Origin of the sequence: Tardiphaga sp. OK246, from assembly GCF_900188215.1 — a bacterium.
GTDB classification, from domain to species: Bacteria; Pseudomonadota; Alphaproteobacteria; order Rhizobiales; family Xanthobacteraceae; genus Tardiphaga; species Tardiphaga robiniae.
Genome location: NZ_FZOX01000002.1, coordinates 722,548 through 741,504, shown reverse-complemented (window position 1 = coordinate 741,504; position 18,957 = coordinate 722,548). Strand labels below are relative to the sequence as shown.

General features: G+C 62.0%; 14 protein-coding genes. 3 read left to right on the top strand and 11 right to left on the bottom strand.

Going from position 1 to position 18,957, the window contains the following annotated elements:
* Nucleotides 1-10 precede the first annotated feature (10 nt).
* The 3 genes from CHC01_RS10850 to CHC01_RS10840 all read right to left on the bottom strand — a co-directional run bounded on the left by CHC01_RS10850 (nt 11) and on the right by CHC01_RS10840 (nt 6,010).
* Nucleotides 11-3,133 (bottom strand): efflux RND transporter permease subunit, encoded by a 3,123-nt coding sequence (locus tag CHC01_RS10850; protein ID WP_089264289.1) that lies wholly within the window; start codon nt 3,131-3,133, stop codon nt 11-13.
* 62 nt (nt 3,134-3,195) lie between these two features.
* Nucleotides 3,196-4,584, bottom strand: a complete 1,389-nt coding sequence (locus tag CHC01_RS10845) for an efflux RND transporter periplasmic adaptor subunit (RefSeq protein ID WP_089264288.1) — start codon at nt 4,582-4,584, stop codon at nt 3,196-3,198.
* Nucleotides 4,574-6,010 (bottom strand): efflux transporter outer membrane subunit, encoded by a 1,437-nt coding sequence (locus tag CHC01_RS10840; RefSeq protein ID WP_502695648.1) that lies wholly within the window; start codon nt 6,008-6,010, stop codon nt 4,574-4,576. Before CHC01_RS10840 ends, CHC01_RS10845 begins: the two co-directional genes overlap by 11 nt.
* A 690-nt stretch (nt 6,011-6,700) precedes the next feature.
* On the opposite strand from CHC01_RS10840, the gene CHC01_RS10835 reads away from it, so the two are divergent.
* Both CHC01_RS10835 and CHC01_RS10830 read left to right on the top strand, forming a co-directional pair.
* Entirely contained in the window at nt 6,701-7,930 is a 1,230-nt protein-coding gene (locus CHC01_RS10835) for an SAM-dependent methyltransferase (RefSeq protein ID WP_089264286.1), read from the top strand.
* A gap of 125 nt (nt 7,931-8,055) precedes the next feature.
* The gene (locus tag CHC01_RS10830) at nt 8,056-9,096 is read left to right on the top strand and encodes a cysteine synthase A (RefSeq protein ID WP_089264285.1); all 1,041 of its coding nucleotides are present in this window, start codon (nt 8,056-8,058) and stop codon (nt 9,094-9,096) included.
* A 9-nt stretch (nt 9,097-9,105) separates the two neighbouring features.
* Here CHC01_RS10830 and CHC01_RS10825 read toward each other — a convergent pair whose 3' ends face one another.
* From CHC01_RS10825 to CHC01_RS10810, 4 genes are read right to left on the bottom strand one after another with little or no spacing between them, the layout of a single operon-like run.
* Nucleotides 9,106-9,852, bottom strand: coding sequence for an amino acid ABC transporter ATP-binding protein (locus tag CHC01_RS10825; RefSeq protein ID WP_089264284.1), 747 nt, complete (start codon nt 9,850-9,852; stop codon nt 9,106-9,108).
* Between the two features lie 6 nt (nt 9,853-9,858).
* Complete coding sequence (locus tag CHC01_RS10820) at nt 9,859-11,379, bottom strand: amino acid ABC transporter permease (protein WP_089264283.1); 1,521 nt, start codon at nt 11,377-11,379, stop codon at nt 9,859-9,861.
* Nucleotides 11,376-12,587, bottom strand: a complete 1,212-nt coding sequence (locus tag CHC01_RS10815; protein WP_089264282.1) for an amino acid ABC transporter permease — start codon at nt 12,585-12,587, stop codon at nt 11,376-11,378. Before CHC01_RS10815 ends, CHC01_RS10820 begins: the two co-directional genes overlap by 4 nt.
* Nucleotides 12,588-12,601: 14 nt before the next feature.
* Nucleotides 12,602-13,618 (bottom strand): amino acid ABC transporter substrate-binding protein, encoded by a 1,017-nt coding sequence (locus CHC01_RS10810; RefSeq protein ID WP_089264281.1) that lies wholly within the window; start codon nt 13,616-13,618, stop codon nt 12,602-12,604.
* Nucleotides 13,619-13,954: 336 nt separating this feature from the next.
* Here CHC01_RS10810 and metC point away from each other — a divergent pair, with 336 nt between their 5' ends.
* Complete coding sequence (gene metC, locus CHC01_RS10805; RefSeq protein WP_089264696.1) at nt 13,955-15,151, top strand: cystathionine beta-lyase; 1,197 nt, start codon at nt 13,955-13,957, stop codon at nt 15,149-15,151.
* 26 nt (nt 15,152-15,177) lie between these two features.
* Here the strand turns inward: metC and CHC01_RS10800 are convergent, their stop codons facing one another.
* From CHC01_RS10800 to CHC01_RS10785, 4 genes are all read right to left on the bottom strand, one after another.
* Nucleotides 15,178-15,516 (bottom strand): lipid-A-disaccharide synthase N-terminal domain-containing protein, encoded by a 339-nt coding sequence (locus CHC01_RS10800; protein WP_089264280.1) that lies wholly within the window; start codon nt 15,514-15,516, stop codon nt 15,178-15,180.
* Nucleotides 15,517-16,272: a glycosyltransferase family 2 protein gene (locus tag CHC01_RS10795; RefSeq protein WP_089264279.1), complete on the bottom strand. Its 756-nt coding sequence runs from the start codon at nt 16,270-16,272 to the stop codon at nt 15,517-15,519.
* A 70-nt stretch (nt 16,273-16,342) separates the two neighbouring features.
* On the bottom strand, nt 16,343-17,185 hold the full coding sequence (locus CHC01_RS10790) for a phosphatase PAP2 family protein (protein ID WP_089264278.1): 843 nt from the start codon (nt 17,183-17,185) through the stop codon (nt 16,343-16,345).
* A complete protein-coding gene (locus CHC01_RS10785; RefSeq protein ID WP_089264277.1) occupies nt 17,185-18,927 on the bottom strand; it encodes an ArnT family glycosyltransferase in 1,743 nt (580 codons plus the stop codon). The genes CHC01_RS10790 and CHC01_RS10785 overlap by 1 nt, the downstream gene beginning before the upstream one ends.
* Nucleotides 18,928-18,957: the final 30 nt, after the last annotated feature.

Below are 18,957 nucleotides of genomic sequence, written 5' to 3'. Positions count from 1 at the left end.
ATGGAAGCCACTAGGGCGGCCCCCCTGCTCCCGCCGTTCCGGCTGCACCTGCGACGGGCGGTGCACTTTTCTCGAACCGGCGATTGATGCGATCCAGCGCCAGATAGATCACCGGCGTGGTGTAGAGCGTCAGGATCTGGCTGAGCAGCAGACCGCCGATGATCGAGACACCGAGCGGGAAGCGCAGCTCTGCGCCGGTGCCACTTTCGATCGCAAGCGGCAATGCGCCGAACAGCGCCGCCAGCGTCGTCATCATGATGGGCCGGAACCGCAGCAGGCAGGCTTCCACGATGGCGGCTTCGGGCGCCATGCCACGATTCCGCTCGGCATCCAGCGCGAAGTCGATCATCATGATCGCGTTCTTCTTGACGATGCCCATCAGGAGGATGATGCCGATCAGGCCGATCACCGACAGGTCCTGCCCGGTCAGCATCAGGGCCAGGATCGCACCGACACCGGCGGACGGCAGCGTCGAGAGAATGGTGATCGGATGGATGTAACTCTCATAGAGCACACCCAGCACAATATAGATCGTCACCAGCGCCGCGAGGATCAGCCAGGGCTGCCCTGACAGCGACTTGGAGAATTCCGCAGCATCGCCGGAGAACATCCCGACAATGCTGGTCGGCATGCCGATCCGGGTCTCGATCTTCTTCACTTCGTCGACCGCATCGCCGAGCGCCTCGTTAGGTCCGAGGTTGAAGCTGAGCGAGATGGCAGGAAATTGCGCCTGATGCGAGATCGCCAGTGGCGCCGTGGTACGCGTCAATGTGGCTACGGCAGACAGCGGCACCTGCGCGCCGGCCACACCCGGCAGATACAGCTTCGACAGCACATCGGGATCGCGCTGCTGTGACGGCAATGCCTCCAGCACAACGCGGTACTGATTGGCCTGACCGTAGATGGTCGAAATCTGGCGCTGCGCGAAGGCGTCATTCAGCGTGTCGGTGACGCCCTGCAGATTGACGCCGAGCTGACCGGCACGCTGCCGGTTGATATCGAGCGAGGCCCGCAATCCGCCGGTCTGCGCTTCCGAGGACACATCGCGGAACATCGGATCGCGGCGTAATTCGGCGACCAGTTTCTGCGACCACTCGGTCACCTGCGCCGCATCAGTCCCGGTCAGCGTATATTGATACTGCGAACGGCTTGCTTGCGTGCTGATCTGGATATCCTGCACAGGCTGGAAATACACGGTCATGCCCGGGATCGCCGCGACGCGATCCTTGAGCCGCGCGATCACGGCGGTCATGTCGTCCTTGCGCTCGCCGCGCGGCTTCAGGGTCATCACCAGCCGACCGACATTGGTGGTCGGATTGACCGAGCCGCCGCCGATCACCGAGATGATTCCTGTCACATCCGGATCGTTCTGGATCGCTGCGGCTGCCGCGCTCTGCCGGCTCTGCATCTCCGCGAATGATACGTCGGCGCCCGCCTCTGTTACGGCAGTGATCGAGGCCGTGTCCTGCAGCGGCAGGAAGCCCTTCGGCGCGATGACATAGAGGCCCAGCGTTGCGACGATGGTCAGGAACGTGACAACCAGCGTCGCCGGCTGATGCTGCAACACCCACAGCAGCGTGCGGTGATAGAATGCCACCATACGGTCGATACCGCGGCTGACAGCCCCGAGACCGGGCACCTGCCATTCATCCCTGGTGTGCTTCAAAAGCCGCGAGCACATCATCGGCGTCAACGTCAGCGAGACCACGGCGGACATGACGACGGCGATGGTCAGCGTCATCGCGAATTCACGGAACATGCGGCCCACAAGACCGGACATGAACAGCAGCGGGATAAATACCGCGATCAGCGACACCGTTAGCGAGATCACCGTGAAGCCGATTTCCTTCGCTCCCGCCAGCGCCGCTTCCATCGGGCTCTCGCCCTCTTCCATGTGACGGACGATGTTTTCGATCATCACGATGGCGTCGTCGACGACGAAGCCGGTGCCGATGGTCAGCGCCATCAGGCTGAGATTGTCGAGGCTGAAGCCGGCGAAATACATCACGCCGAAGGACGTGATCAGCGACAGCGGTAGGGCCACGCCGGCAATTAACGTTGCCCGCAGCGACCGGAGGAACAGCAGCACCACCAGCGTCACCAAGATGACGGACAGGACCAGCGTGAATTGCACGTCATGCACGGAGGCGCGGATCGTCACAGTGCGATCGCTGACAATGGTCAGCTTGACACCGGCCGGCATCGAGCGCTGCACCTTCGGAATTTCCTCGCGGATCTGGCGAACGACCTCGATGACATTTGCACCGGGTTGACGCTGGATCTCGATGATGACGGCAGGCGTGCCTTGATACCAACCGCCAGTGCGGTCGTTTTCCAGGCCGTCGACGATCTGCGCGATGTCGCCGATGGTGACAGGGGATCCGTTGCGATAAGCGATAATGATCGGCCGATACTGATCCGCCGCCGCGATCTGGTCGTTCGCTGCGATGGTGTAGGCTTGCTGCGCGCCATCGAGCGAGCCCTTGGGACCTGACACGTTGGCGCCGGCAATCGCCGCACGGAGGTCTTCCATCGCGATGCCATAGGCAGCGAGCCGCGCCAGATCCGCCTGCACACGCACCGCCGGCTTCAAGCCGCCAAGCACGGCAACCTTGCCGACACCCGAAATCTGGCTGAGCCGCTGCGCCAGGAGTGTATCGGACAGATCGCTCATCGATCGCAGCGAGATGGTGTCCGAGGTCAGCGCCAACGTCATCACCGGCGCGTCGGCCGGATTGACCTTCGCATAGACCGGCGGGTATGGCAGGTTCTTCGGCAGAACGCCGGCGGCGGCATTGATCGCCGCCTGCACGTCCTGGGTCGCGCCATCGATGTCGCGGTTCAGGTCGAACTGCAGCGAAATCTGGCTGACGCCGAACGAGCTCGTCGAGGTCATCGACGACAGTGACGGAATCTGTCCGAGCTGACGTTCCAGAGGCGCGGTGATCAGCGACGCTGTCACTTCGGGGCTCGCGCCCGGCAATTGCGTCGAGACCTGCACGGTCGGGAAATCGACCTGCGGCAGCGCCGATACCGGAAGCCCGAAGTAGCCAAGCGCGCCACCGATCAACAACGCGATGCCGAGCAGCGACGTCGCGATGGGCCGGCGGATGAAGGGTTCCGAGACGCTCATGACTGTGCGCTCTTTGGTATAGAAGTCATCAACTCAGGCGATCGATCGTGCGAACATCATGGCTACTTCGCTCCCGATGGCGCAGCGCTCGGGCTGGCCGGAGGCGGCGTCTGGCCAATCGGTGCCTGCGGATTGCCCTGGCCGCCCGCGCCACCCGAATTCTGGCCACGCTTGCCACGACGTTCGCCGGCATCATTGCCCTTGCCCCCGCCACGCTTGCGAGGTGCCAAGTCGGCGGTCGGTTCCTGATCGTTGGTGCCGACAGACACCTTCGATCCTTCTGCGAGATTGGCAAAACCCGTGGTGACAACACGCTCGGTCGCCGACAGGCCCTTGGCGATGACGGCCGTGGTCTCGTTCTGCTGCGTCACGGTGACCGGCACCGCCTTGACGATGTCGCCCTCCTCGATCACGTAACTGAACGTGCCGGCGGGACCGCGCTGCACAGCCGAGGTCGGCACCACCATCGCATCCTTCAGGGTCTCGACTTTCAGCCGCACATTGACGAACTGACCGGGCCAGAGCTGATAATTCGGGTTCGGGAATTCGGCCTTCAGCTTCACGGTGCCCGTCGTGGTATCGACCTGATTGTCGATGCCGGTGAGCGTACCGGTGTCGATGACGGTGACGCCGTCATTGCCGAACACATCGACCATCAGCGTGCCCTTGGCAGCAGCGGCATTGGCGCGAACGATTTGCTGCTGTGGCAGGCTGAACAGCACGGCGATGGGCTGCAGCTGCGTGATCACCACGAGGCCCGTGGTATCGGACGCGTGGATGATGTTGCCCTGATCGACCTGACGCAGGCCGGCACGGCCAGAGAGCGGCGCGATGATCTTGGTGTAGCTCAGCGTCGCGGCGGCATTGTCGATGGCAGCCTGATCGGCATTCACCAGCGCCTCCTGCTGGGCGACGAGCGACTTCTGGGTGTCGGCCTGCTGCTTGGAGCCGGCGTTTGACGTTGCGAGCTGCTGGTAGCGGATCAGGTCGAGCCGCGCATTGGCCAGCGTCGCCTCATCCTGCGCCTTCTTGGCAACAGCCTGATCGTACAGCGCCTTGTAGAGAACGGGATCGATCTCGCCGAGCACATCGCCAGCCTTGACGTCCTGACCTTCCTTGAAATTGACCTTGATCAGTTTGCCGTCGACCTGTGCGCGCACGGTGACATTGTTCAAGGCCTTCACCGAGCCGACGCCATCGAGATAGACCGGCACGTCCTGGATCTTCGGCGTCGCCGCAAGCACCGGCACCGTCATCATGTCCGGTCGGAAACCGCCGCGGTTGGCGGTCTGACGCTGCTGGAAGGCGTTCCAGCCGATATAGCCGAGCCCGCCGAGGATCAGCAGCGTCACGGCGATCGACACCGTGCGTCGGCGCGCCTTGCCGGCGACCCTGGCGACACCATCGCCCGTCGCTTTCGCGGCCTCTTTCAACTCCGGCTTAAAGAGCATTGACCGGTCTTTCCATTTTCGGCTCCCAGCCGCCCCCCAGCGCCTGATAGAGGCTGACGATAGCCTGCAGCCGCGCCAGTTGCGCCTGCGACAGGACATCTTCCGCCTGGAACAGCGTCAGCTGGGTGTTTAGCACAGTTACGATGTCAGCGGTTCCAGCCCGCAATTGCTGCTCGGACAGTTCGAAGGCCCGCCGGGACGCCCGGACCACCTCGCGCTGCAGCCGCAGCCGCTCGATGGTCTGGCGGATCGCGACCAGCGCGTTGTCCACGTCGGCAAAGGACTGCACGACCGTCTTGCGATAGGTCTGCAGGAGCTCGTCCTGCCGTGCCTGGGTCAGCTCGAAATTGCCCTGGATGCGCCCGCCATCGAAGATCGGCTGTGTCAGGCCGCCGACGAGGCTGAAGAAGGCGGCATTGGGTTGGAACAGCGAGGCCAGCGCTGCGCTCTGATAACCGCCCGAGCCGGTCAACTGGATACTCGGAAAGAACTGCGCCCGGGCGCTGCCGACATTGGCCGTCGCCGAGGCCAATTGCGCCTCCTGCCGGCGGATATCCGGCCGCTGGGTTAACAGCTCTGACGGCAGGCCGGGCGTGACGCGCGGCGCTGCGATATTGTTCAGCGACCCGCCGGCCACACGCACGCTTTCGGGGGGCCGGGACACCAGCGTCGCGAGCGCATTGACGTTCTGCGCCAGCGTGGTCCGCAGCGGCGGCACCGCGGCGCGCTGATTGGCCAGCACGCTTTCCTGCTGCGCTACATCGAGGTCGGTGCCGGTGCCGGCACTGAAGCGCTGTTTGATCGCATCCAGGATGCGCTGCGCGCTGGCGATGTTGCGCTCCGCCGTACGAATGCGGTCCTGCGAGGTCAGCACCTGGAAATAGGCATTGGCGACGGCTGCCATAGTGGTCAGCGCCACCACGTCGCGGTCGAAACGATTGGCCGTCGAGGTTTCTTCCGCAGCCAGCGCCGCGTCGCGGTTCTTGCCCCAGAAATCGATCTCGTAGCTGGCCGAGAGCGAGGCCGAATAGGTCACCACCTCGCGGCCGCCGTTGGTCAGACCGCTGGAACTGGAGCCCGAGGTCCGCGAATAGGTCTCCTGCCCGCCGCCGCTCACGCTGGGCAGCAGCGCTGCGCCGGTGATTCGTGCCTGCGCATCGGCCTGCATGATTCGCGATGTTGCCGCAGCGATATCGAGGTTGACCGTCTGGGCCTCCTCCATCAGCTGCGTCAGTTCCTTGGAGCGAAAGCCGCGCCACCAGTCCAGTGTCGGCGTGGCGCCGTTCGGATTGGCCAGCCGTGCCGCCTTGTAGCCTTCAGGGATATCGAGCGCCGGATCGGGCAGATCCTTGGTCAGGATGCAGCCTGCCGAACTGGCAACGACGGCAAAGGCGACGACCGAACGCCCGATCTTTTTCGCAAACAGGAGACTCACCGCACGGACATCCCGACAAGGCTCCGCCGCGCGCGCTTTGCGCCGAGATTCGAGGCGTTGGAGTATGTAGCCTGAGACACGTTCACCGGGTGATGCTTGGTCAATGAAACGAGCCCGCATTCTAGCTGCCCAATCATCCTGCGGACAGTGTTCTTACGTGTCGCAACGTGCAAGCGACACGAATGCTGGATGCCCGCAAATGAGTGGATTTGCACAGATTCTCCCGATTTTGCGGGGTTTTTTGGTCCCTAACAGAAGCGCCGGCAGGTCAGGCTTACGAAGATTTCATGTGTTCATTTGTTGCTGACGCCCGGATTGCGTTCCCCTGTGCACCGGCAGTGTTTTGAAACCCGCCGGGATGTGATGTATGCGCGGCTCAAGCCCATGGGCCATCGCTTCAGTTGCCGCGTGAAGAGCTGTTGGTCGATCATGATCGGCTTGACGATGCGGACCGGATGCCACCGCCGTTCGACGTCAATCGTGCCGCGTGAAGCAAACCATGCAAGAAATACCCGCTTGGCGAGCAAACAAGGCCGCGCTTATACTCCTGCAAAATCGTCCGCGCGTTGACCGAATTTCGCAGCGCACAAAGACGATCCTGTTCGACAAAAGAGCGGCGGCCACATCCTTCCATGCGACTTGAATTCGGGCACAGAACCACGAACTCCCCTGGATCTGCACATGTCTGATCTGATCGTTCTCACTCCGGAAAATGTCGACAAGGCGCTGCCCGATCTGCCGCGCATCGTCCGGCTGGCATTGGGCTTCGGCTCACGTCTGCGCCGCGGCACGCTCGACGTGACACTTCCCGATGGCCGGCGTGTCCGCCTCGGCGGCATGGAACCTGGTCCTGCCGCGGAGATGACGATCACCAGCTATGCGTTCGCGTCGCGTCTTGTGAATGGCGGCGATATCGGCATCGCGGAAGCCTATCTACACCGCGAATGGGACACGCCGGATCTCACGCAATTCCTGTATCTGTTCTGCGTCAATCACGATCTCATTCAGGTGATGCTCGGCAACAATCCGCTGATGCGCTTCGTCCAGATCGTTCGTCACTGGTTCAATCGCAACACCAAGCGGCAAGCTCGCAAGAACATCTACGCGCACTACGACATCGGCAACGCGTTCTATTCTGCGTGGCTCGATCCGAGCATGACCTATTCGTCCGCGATTTTCGAAGACGGTACGCAGGATCTCACGGCCGCGCAAAACAACAAATATCGCCGGCTTGCAGAAGCAATCGATCTGAAGCCCGGCCAGAAGGTGTTGGAGATCGGCTGCGGCTGGGGTGGCTTTGCCGAATATGCCGCGAAAAACTACGGCGCGCATGTCACCGGTCTCACCATCTCGACCGAGCAGCGCGATTTCGCACGTAAGCGGATGCAGGACGCGGGCCTTGGCGACAAGGTCGAGATCAAGTTTCAGGACTATCGCGACGAACGTGGACAGTATGACCGCATCGCTTCGATCGAGATGATCGAGGCCGTCGGCGAACAGTTCTGGCCGCAATATTTCTCACAATTGCGCGACCGGCTGCTGCCCGGCGGATTGATCGGTATCCAGGCCATCACGATCCAGGACAAGTTCTTCCAGACCTATCGGCGCGAGGTCGACTTCATTCAGCGCTACGTCTTTCCCGGCGGCATGCTGCCGTCGCCGGAAATCCTGAAATCCCTCGGGGCCAGATACGGCGTTCCTGTCATCAAGGAACGCATATTCGGACTGGATTATGCCAAGACGCTGGCGGCCTGGAGAGATAGTTTCCGCGCGGCCTGGCCAAGCCTGACGCCGCTCGGTTTCGACGACCGGTTCCGGCGGCTCTGGGAATACTACCTGGCCTATTGCGAGGCCGGTTTCCTGTCGGGGAATATCGACGTTCGCCAGGTCGTATTCGCAAAAGCCCCATAGCCCGCGCTCTGGACTTTCCGCACTGCGGCACCAGATCTTGAGGCCAGACCCTTCCCTTGTCTGGCTCTGCGGCCTCCACTAGGGTCGCCGCGAGATCGACAACCCGAGCGAAGAATTTCAGCACCATGACCTTCAACAAAGACGTCGTCGAGGCGATCGGCAACACGCCTCTGATCAAGCTGAAGCGCGCATCCGAACTGACCGGCTGCACCATTCTCGGCAAGGCCGAATTCATGAATCCCGGCCAGTCGGTGAAGGACCGCGCGGGCAAATGGATGATCCTTGAAGCCGAGAAGCGCGGCGATCTGAAGCCCGGCGGCCTCATTGTCGAGTCGACTGCGGGCAATACCGGTATCGGTCTCGCCGTGGTGGCGAGCGCGCGCGGCTATCGCACGCTGATCGTGATCCCGGAGACGCAGAGCCAGGAAAAGAAAGATATGCTGCGGCTCAACGGCGCCGAGCTGATCGAAGTGCCCGCGCTGCCGTTCGCCAATCCGAACAACTATCAACATGTCGGACGACGGCTCGCAGATCAGCTGCGCAAGACCGAACCGAACGGCGTTCTGTTTGCCGACCAGTGGAACAATCTCGACAATGCCAAAGCCCATTATGAATCGACGGGCCCCGAGATCTGGGAGCAGACTGGCGGCAAGGTGGACGGCTTCATTTCGGCAGTCGGTACCGGCGGCACGCTAGCCGGCACGACCCGCTACCTGAAGGAAAAGAACAACAACATTGTTACGGCCTGCGCCGATCCAAATGGCTTTGCGATGTATAACTGGTTCAAGCATGGCGAAGCCAAGTCCACGCCCGGCGATTCCATCACGGAAGGCATCGGGATTGGCCGCGTGACGCCGGTCATCGAGACCGCGAAGGTCGATACCGCCTTCTTGATCCCAGACGAGGAAGCCGTCGCCGTCATCTACGACCTGCTCCAGCACGAAGGCCTCTGTCTCGGCGGCTCGACCGGAATTAACATCGCCGGCGCGATCCGTCTCGCGAAGGAGTTGGGCCCAGGCAAGACCATCGTCACCCTTCTCTGCGACTCCGGCGGCCGCTATCAGTCGAAGCTGTTCAATCCCGACTTCATGCGCAGCAAGAACCTGCCGGTGCCGGCATGGCTGGAGACGAAGAACAATATCTCGGTGCCGTTCGAGAAAGTCTGAGGCAAAGCCTCAGCGGAGAATCTGGCTCAGAAACAGCTTCGTCCGCGCATGCTGCGGATTGGCGAAGAACTTGTCCGGTGTATTCGCCTCGATGATTTGCCCGGCATCCATGAATACGACGCGGCTGGCGACTTCCCTGGCAAATCCCATCTCGTGCGTGACCACAAGCATGGTCATGCCCTCGCCGGCAAGATCGACCATGGTGTCGAGCACTTCCTTGACCATTTCCGGGTCCAGCGCCGATGTCGGCTCGTCGAACAGCATCACCTTCGGCGTCATCGTCAGCGCCCGCGCGATCGCCACACGCTGCTGCTGGCCGCCGGAGAGCTGACCGGGATAGGCATTGGCCTTGTCTGGAATGCGCACCCGCTCCAGATACTTCATCGCCGCAGCATCGGCGTCCTTCTTCGGCATATGCCGTACCCAGATCGGCGCCAACGTGCAGTTCTCAAGCACCGTCAGATGCGGAAACAGGTTGAAGCTCTGGAACACCATCCCGACATCACGCCTGATATCGTCGACGCGGCGCAGGTTGGGACCGAGTTCGATGCCGTCGACCATGATGCGGCCTTCCTGAAACTCCTCCAGTGCATTGATGCAGCGGATCAGCGTCGATTTGCCCGAGCCCGATGGCCCGCAGATCACGATGCGCTCGCCGCGGCCGACCGCAAGATCAATGTCGCGCAGTACGTGGAAATCGCTGAACCATTTATTGAGGCCGGCAATCGAGACGATGGGATTTACGGATACGGACATATCACCTCAACTCCGCCGATGCGCATTCAGCCGACGCTCGACGAACAACGAATAGCGCGAGATGCCAAAGCACATCACGAAATACATGATGCCGGTAAAGGCAAAACCGGTGAACAGGGTCGTCGGCGTCGACCAATTCGGATCTGCGAACGCCGCGCGGAGCTGGCCGAGCAAATCGAACAGCGCCACGATCGACACCAGTGACGTATCCTTCAAAAGCGCGATGAAGCTATTGACGAGGCCGGGAATAACATGGCGCAGCGCCTGCGGCATCACCACCAGCCGTGTCGTCTTCCACCAAGACAGGCCGAGCGCACTCGCCGCCTCCGCCTGACCGCGCGGGATCGCCTGCAACCCGCCGCGGATCACTTCGGCATTGTAGGCGCCGGCAAACAGCGCGATGCCGATCAGCGCGCGCACCAGACCATCGACGGTGAAGTTGCCCGGCAGGAACAGCGGCAGCATATAAGTCGCAAAGAACAATACGGTGATCAGCGGCACGCCGCGCCAGAATTCGATGAAAGTTATGGAGAACAGACGGATCAGCGGGATGGTCGAGCGTCGGCCGAGCGCCAGCGCGATACCAACGGGCATCGACGTCACGATGCCGGTGATCGACACCACCAGCGTCACCAGCAAACCGCCCCAGAGCCGCGTATCGACGATCGGCAATCCGCCACGATCAAGCCGCAGCAGGGCGATGACGACGGCGATGCCAGCGAAGACGGAGATACTGTTGGCCAGCGCACGCCAGCCGCTGCGGAAGTGGCCGTTCAACAAGAACATAAGCAGCGAGACAATGATGGCGGTTGTCGTCAGTTCGAACCAGACAGGTTTGCCATGAGTGACGCCTTCGTTGCGTAACCACTCAAACGGCAGCGCGACGAGTTGCAAGCCGTCGCCGAATGCTACGACGCCGTCGCCTATCAGCGTAAGCGGATAACCGATGACAGCAATATCGGACAGAAGGCCGATGCCCCTGAGCCGGCGACCGGCATCCGTAATGTGGACCGCGACGGTCGACAGAAAATCCGTGACCCAACTGATTCCGAAGCCATTGATGCCACCGCCATACAGCAGGAAGAACGCCACGACAGGGAAGGCAAGGAAGAACAGTCCGGCATTCACGCTCTTCGCCGGCAGACGCGGGATCAGCAGCGGCAACAGCAATAGCGCGCCGAGCAGGAAAGTGAGATTGACGCGCCAGCGTTCCGACTCAGGATAAAAACCGTAGATGAACTGCGTGAATTTGGCCTGCACGAACGGCCAGCAGGCGCCAACGGCGTGGCCAACGTTTTCCGGCAGACACGCTGTGCGGTCCTGCCCCTGCCAGACGGCGTCGATCAGCAGGAATTTGACCGTGGGGGCAATGGTGAACCACAGCAGCAACAGGCTGACGACAGTCAGCAGAATATTGGTCGGTGAGTTCAGCAACCGCGTCTGCACAAAGCCGACAAAACCCGTGCTGCGCACCGGAGCGGCGCGCTCTGCAACCAGTTCTCTTGCAACGAAGCTGGTATCGCTCATGCGCCCATGCTCCGCGAGATCCGCCAGCCATAGACGCTCATGAGCGCGCTCGTGACCAGCGAGATCACGAGATAGACCGCCATGGTGATGGAGATGATCTCGATGGCCTGCCCGGTCTGGCTCATCGTGGTGCCGGCAAACACCGAAACGAGGTCTGGATAGCCGATGGCGACGGCCAGCGACGAATTCTTGGTGAGGTTGAGATACTGGTTGGTGAGTGGCGGCAGGATCACGCGCATCGCCTGCGGCACCACGATCAGTCGCAGCGTTGTACCCCGGCTGAGCCCGAGGGATGCACCCGCCTCGGTCTGTCCTTTATGCACCGACTGGACTCCCGCGCGCACGATCTCGGCGATGAAGGCGGCGGTGTAGGTCGAGAGCGCCAGTGTCAGCGCGACGAATTCGGGAAGTACGCGCAGGCCGCCTGAGAAATTGAAGCCTCTCAGTACCGGATACTCAAACGTCACAGGTTTGCCGAGTACGAGCACCGTCAGCAATGGCAAGCCGACCAGCAAGCCCAAGGTCATCGGCCAGACGGCTATTACACGCCCCTTGGCGAAGAGCTGCTGTCGCGCATAAACGCGCAACACCAGCGCGGCGATGATCGCAACGATCACAGCGACCGCGAACGCCGTGAAAGCCTCCGTCCCGATCGGCTTCGGCAATCCGAAGCCGCGATTGCTGAGAAAAAAACTGTCCAGGAGCGAGATGCTCTGCCGCGGCTGCGGCAGTGTCGCGAGCACGGCGAGATACCAGAACAGGATCTGGAACAGCAGCGGCAGGTTACGGATCAGTTCGACATAGCCGCCGGCGATCCGCGCCAGCAGCCAGTTCGGCGACATCCGGCCGAGGCCGACGATGAAGCCGATGATGGTCGCAAAGAATATGCCAATCAGCGACACGACCAGCGTGTTCACGAGGCCGACAAAGAACACCTGCAGATAGGTGTCGGATTCCGAATACGGGATCAGCGCCTGACTGACCGCAAAGCCCGCGGTGTTTGACAGGAATCCGAAGCCGGATGCGATCTTCTGCGCGGCCAGATTGGAGCGTGCATTCTCGACGATCTCATAGCCGATCCAGACCAGCGCCGCGACAAACACGATCTGGAGCACAAAGCCGCTCCAGCCCGCCTGCCCGCCCAGCACACGTCGCAGTTTTGCAGCGAGTTGCAGCGGCGGTTTTCTGGCTTCGGTCGATGTCGCCACGGGCGATGATGCGCTCAGCGGATCGGCGGTGCGTATTGGATGCCGCCCTTGTTCCAGAGCTGATTCAGTCCGCGCGAGATCCCTAGCTTCGAGCCTGCGCCGACATTACGGTCGAACACCTCGCCGTAATTGCCGGTCGCCTTGATGATGCGCGCAAACCAGTCCTTGGTGAGGCCCAGCGTTTCACCGAGATTGCCGTCGGTGCCAAAGATACGCTTCAGCTCCGGCTTGTCGGATTTTGCCTGGTCATCGACGTTCTTCTGCGTGATGCCGAGCTCCTCCGCATTGATCATGGCGAACAGCGTCCAGCGCACCACATCCAGCCACTGATCGTCGCCATGACGCACCAATGGGCCAAGCGGCTCCTTGGAAATCACCTCAGGCAGCACGGCATGATCTGCAGGCACGGTGAGCTTCAGGCGCTCGGCATAGAGCTGCGAGAGATCAGCGGTGAACACGTCGCAGCGACCAGACTCATAGGCTTTGATAGTCTCGTCGGCGGTCGAGAACGCGATCACTTCATACTTCATGTTGTTGCCCTTGAAATAGTCGGCAACATTCTGCTCGTTGGTGGTGCCGGTTTGCAGGCAGATCGAGGCGCTGTTCAGCTCGAGCGCCGAGTTCACCTTGAGCGCCTTCCGAACCAGAAAGCCCTGGCCGTCATAGTAATTGATGCCGGCGAAGTTTACGCCAAGCGACGTATCGCGCGACAGCGTCCAGGTCGTATTGCGCGACAGCACGTCGATCTCGCCGGACTGCAAGGCAGTAAAGCGATCCTTCGCCGAGAGCGGCACATATTTGACCTTGGTGGCATCATTGAAAATCGCCGCCGCAATGCCGCGGCACAGGTCGACGTCGAAGCCCACCCAGTTGCCCTTGTCATCCGGCGCCGAGAAACCCGGCAAGCCCTGGGTGACGCCGCAGGACAGCATGCCGCGGTCCTTCACGGTCTTGAGCGTCTGCGCAGATGCACCTTGCGCGGTCAGACTAGCGGCAAGAGCGAGAGAGAACATCAATGTTGCGCGTTTCATGTAAGGCCTCTTTGGGGACGTCAGGACGCTCGGTCGACGCAAAGAATTGAATGACGAGCCTACGGATCAGTTCCATAGCCGTGAATGGGCCGACCGGAAAGGCGAACGACAGCAGAGACGATCTAAAAAGACCGTACGAATCAGCAGGAAATCGCAGATTTCGCGGCAGGCCCCTCAACGTGCCGCGGGGGATCGCGAGGTCCGCAACAGAGAACGATCAGCCAGCCGGGTCAAGGGGTTGACGGCCATCCGCCGTGTCCTCTTAGTGACGGAACCAGCCATTCGGCAACCCAGATGCCAATGGCCTTGCAACACCTGCAGACCGGCGGCCCCATTATGACAGCTTCGAATGATAATCACGGCACCACCTCGCTCGACACGGACACCGTGATCGTCACCGCCGGCCGCGACACCAAATCGCAGCGGGGCTTCGTCAATCCACCGGTCGTGCGCGGCTCCACGGTGCTGTATCCGACCGCCGACGACCTCCACGCGCATCGCGGCGAGTTTCAGTATGGCCGCCACGGCACGCCGACCACCAAGGCATTGCAGGAAGCGCTGATGGCACTGGAAGGCCCGAAATGTGCCGGCGTGGGGCTCGTGCCATCGGGCCTCGCCGCGATCTCGACCGCCCTGCTCTCGGTGCTCAAGGCCGGCGATCATCTCCTCGTCAGCGACAGCGCCTATCGGCCGACACGCAATTTCTGCAACGGCATGCTGGCACGCTACGGCATCGAGACCACCTATTTCGATCCGCTGATCGGCGCCGGCATCGAAGCGCTGTTCAAGTCGAATACCCGCGCCGTCCTGGTCGAAGCGCCGGGCTCACAATCCTTCGAAATGCCGGATGTGCCTCTCATTGCCGGCATCGCGCATGCGCGCGGCGCGCTGGTGCTCGACGACAACACCTGGGCCACGCCGCTCTATCATCGCTCGCTCGAACAGGGCGTCGATATCAGTATCCAGGCGGCGACCAAATATATCGGCGGCCACTCGGACATCATGTTCGGCACCATCTCCGCCAATGACACAGCTTGGCCGCTGATCAGCGAAGGCATCAGGCTGCTCGGGACATGCGCCGGCCCGGACGACGTCTTCCTCGCGCTGCGCGGGCTACGCACGATGTCGGTGCGGCTCGCGCATCATCAGCGGTCGGCGCTGGAGATGGCGCGGTGGCTGGAGACCCGCCTCGAAGTCCTGAAGGTGCTGCATCCCGCTTTGCCCAGCCATCCCGGCCACGCCATCTGGAAGCGCGACTTTACAGGCGCATCCGGCCTGTTCAGCATCATCCTGAAGCCGTCTTCGCAAAAAGCCGTCGATGCCCTGCTCGATACCGTCAAGCTGTTCGGCATGGGCTATTCCTGGGGCGGCTTCGAGAGCCTCGTGATCCCGTTCGACTGCTCGGATTATCGCAGCGCGACGACATGGGCGCCCGGCGGTCCGGCGCTGCGGTTTCATATCGGCCTGGAAAGCGTGGATGATCTGAAGGCCGATCTGGAGCGCGGCTTGGCGGCGTTCAACGCGGCGCTTTGATCGGCGAGGACGCCAGACGAAGACGCTCAGCTCTCGAGCGTCTTCGATCCGCTGCCGCGGTTCTTGATGATCAGCATGATGTTACGGACATAGATCACCGTGGCGAAGGCCTGGCCGAGGATGATCACCGGCTCGCGCTTGGCGATGCCGTAGATCAGCGTCATGAAGCCGCCGGCCATGGAGAAGAACCAGAAGGCCATTGGCACCACGCTCTGTCCGGCGCGTTCGCTGGAAATCCACTGCACGAGAAAACGCGCGGTAAACAGCAGTTGCGCGATCAAGCCAAAGGCGAGCCAGAAATCAAACTTCGCGACGAATACGTCGTAGATATAGTCGCCAAGCGCCTGACCGTATTGAATCAGCATTTATTTGAACTCGGTTGCGACCGGCGTCGTACGCTTGCGGCGGATCAGCCACCAGACGCCAGCGAGATCCATGATGCCGATCCAGAGCCGATCGAAAAAACCATAATTGGACACACCGGAATGGCGCGGCCGATCGGTGACATCGACATAAGCGATGTCGAAGCCCTCACGACGCACCAGCGCCGGGAGGAAGCGATGCAGACCATCGAAATACGGCATCGACAAGAATACATCACGGCGGAACGCCTTCAGACCGCAGCCGGTATCTCGGGTACCGTCCTTGAGGATCGCATTGCGTACGGCATTGGCGATCTTCGATTGGGCTTTCTTGAAGCCGGTATCCTTGCGGCCAACGCGCTGCCCGGCGGCGAGACCAACACGTCCGCCGCCATCCTGAATGGCCAAAATCAGGTTGGGCAGGAATGCCGGATTGTTCTGGCCATCGCCGTCCAGCGTGGCCACGATGGCGCCGCGGGCGTTGCGCACGCCGGTTCGCACGGCGGCCGACTGGCCCGATGACGCAGCGTGGTCGATGCGGCGTAGGTTGGCGCGCGTTTGCATCAATTCGGCGAGCCGTGCTGGCGTCGCATCGGTCGAGCCGTCATTGACGTAGATGATCTCGTAGGGCCAGCGGCCGTCGAGCGCGGTGGTGATCTCGGCGATCAAAGGCGCGACATTGTCCTGCTCGTTACGCACGGGCACGACAATGGAAACGTCGACGGGGGCAGCTTCGGGAGCGGGCAAATCGGAGCTCATGGTTGGAAGCAGATTTTCGCAAGGCCGGCCTGCGGGAACTTGTCGCAGCCAGCCGGGCGAAGACCGCTTATTATGGGGCCGCGGTCCCGCGGGCAACCCTTTTGAGATGGCCTGCAGACGGCCCTGGCAGCGGGTCGATCGTACCGTCCTGATGGATGGTGAAGGCAAGATGTCGGGCCGCAAACCAGTACCGCACCGTCATGGCGCCGATCCAGCCGACCAGCCCGCCGCCGACCACGTCACTGGCATGATGCGCCAGCAGGACGAGACGGCTGGCGCAGATCGCGACCGCATAGACGATCATCACCGTGCGCAGCCGCGGCCAGAGCGCGGCGACCGCGAAAGCCAATGCGAAACTGGTGGTCGCATGACCCGACGGGAAACTGGCATAGGCCGGCGTCCAGGCGAAATGCGAAAAGTGGAAAGGATCCGCTGCGCCACTGACGAAAGGCCGGCCACGGCCGAGCATGCCTTTGATGATTTCAGCTACGAAGACCGACAGCGCGACCGACAGGAAGATGTACTGAATGCGCGTGCCGAAGCTGACAAGTACGGCGCGCGACGTGCCGTGCCGCAGCGGCGCCAGCAGGGCCAGAACGATCATAAACGCGAACAACGCCAGCAGGACATATTCGTCCTTGCCGAAGTCAGTGAAGATACGCAGCGGCCACAGGCCAGCCGTGCCCCGCGCCGGCATCAGTCCGATCTCGGTGGCATCGACGATGAACATCAGTGCGATGATGATCACGGCGGTCACGGCGCCAAGCGCCAGCGAACGGCGCGCCCAATAACGAGCAGCTTCGGCTCGCCGCGAATGCGACGGTGCGCGAACGAGCTGTGCGAACGACTGCCAGACCAGCGCAACAAGTTGCGGCAGATAGGTCTGTGGCTGCGATTTGTTCGGGGCTACCATTACTCGGTCCCTTCGGAGCGATAGATCGCCACCGAAATCGCTTTGCCCTGGGAGAAGTTATAGCCGTCGATGCGGGTTGCCATGTTGTAGCGCAGGCCGATGGCCTCGGCGCGCATCGCGAACTGGCGCTCCGAACGCAATTCGACAAGCGCGAAGCGACAGCTGCCCTGCCCGAGGAAATCCGCCGCGCCGGCACCATCAGTGAGTTGTGTGGATGTGCCGGTCATGAACACCAGGCTCGGCTCGTGATATCCCGCTGCCGCAGCCTTGGGACCGACGCAAACCACGTTACGCAGTGCACGTGCGATCTGCACACTCGGAAACAGCGGTCGGAGCGACGGCAGCAGCACGCCATAAAAGGCGGCGCTCATGAACAATGAGGCAACAACCGCATTCAGCAACGAGCGTTCTGCGCGGGCGTTATCATACAGCCACCAGGCAAACAGGCCGAACACCAGTGCTGCGGCGGCAAATGGCCAGGCCAGAAACACCGGGTGGCGGACGATCGCGACGGCACCGATCTCGGCGACCACAGCGGTCAGCGCCGGGATCGCGAACCACCAAGCCGCGCCGCGCGCCAGCCAATTGCGCGCCAGCACCTGGCGTTCAAGCGCGCCGATGACGAGGATGGCGATCGCCGGATAGAGCGGCAGCACGTAATGTGGCAGCTTGGTCATCACGACTTCGAACACGATCCAGGATGGGATCAACCAGGCCAGCAGATATTGTGCGCCGGGCTCGCGTCGCGCGCGCCAGATCGCCGGCGTGGCCATACCGGCCAGCGGTGCCCCGGGCCAGAAGGTGATCCAGAACAGCAGGAAATACATGCCCGGAGGCGCGCCGTGAGATTCCTGCGCTGCCAGTTTGCTCAGCATGTCGCCGCCGAGCGAATTGGAGAAGAACGCTTGCCCCGACTTCAGGAAGATGGCGACGAACCACGGCAGCACCAGGAACAGCATCCAGATGACGCCGACCAGCGGCCGTAATCGCCACAGCCATGCGACCGAGCGATCCATGATCGCCAGCGCAATGATCGTCAGCCCGACGAACATCAGGATCAGCGGGCCCTTGACCAGAATGCTGATCGCCATGGCCGTCCAGAACACCGCCGGCTCCTGCCAGCGCGACTTGTCGGCCTCCTCGCCGCGCTGCCACGCCAGGTAAGTCCGCGCCATCGCGCCCATCACGGCAATGACGGTCAGCAGCAGCATGGCGTCGGTTTTGGCGAGCCTGGCCTCGACGTTCAACAAGACCGAACTGCACATGATCAAGGCGGCCAAGACGGCGCCGCGCCGCGTCAGGAAAGCGAGCGCCGTCCAATAGGTCAGCAACACTGCACCAATTGCACCGATCAGCGATGGCACGCGATAGAGCCAGATGCGCACTTCCGCGTTCTGCAAGCCCAGTGCCTCGGCGGTCTCGACCACGGCCGCCTGCATCCAGTAGATGCCGACCGGCTTCTTGTAGCGGACCTCGTCCTGGAACCGGATGTCGACGAAATCGCCGGTCTCGACCATCTGCTTGGTCGCCTGCGCAAAACGCGCTTCGTCGCGGTCAATCGGCGGGATGGTGAAGAAGCCCGGCAGGAAGAACAGGAACCCGCAAATGGTCAGGAACGCGACCGCGCGGGCATGGCCGGAGCTGACGAAATCAAGCACGCGCACCAGTCTGCTGCCTGGATCGACACGGGTTTTCGGCTCGCGAGGGGCGCCAAATCGGGGTCTTGGATAGGTCTCGGCCATGCCTGTCGCATACGCTGAAACCGCCGACCG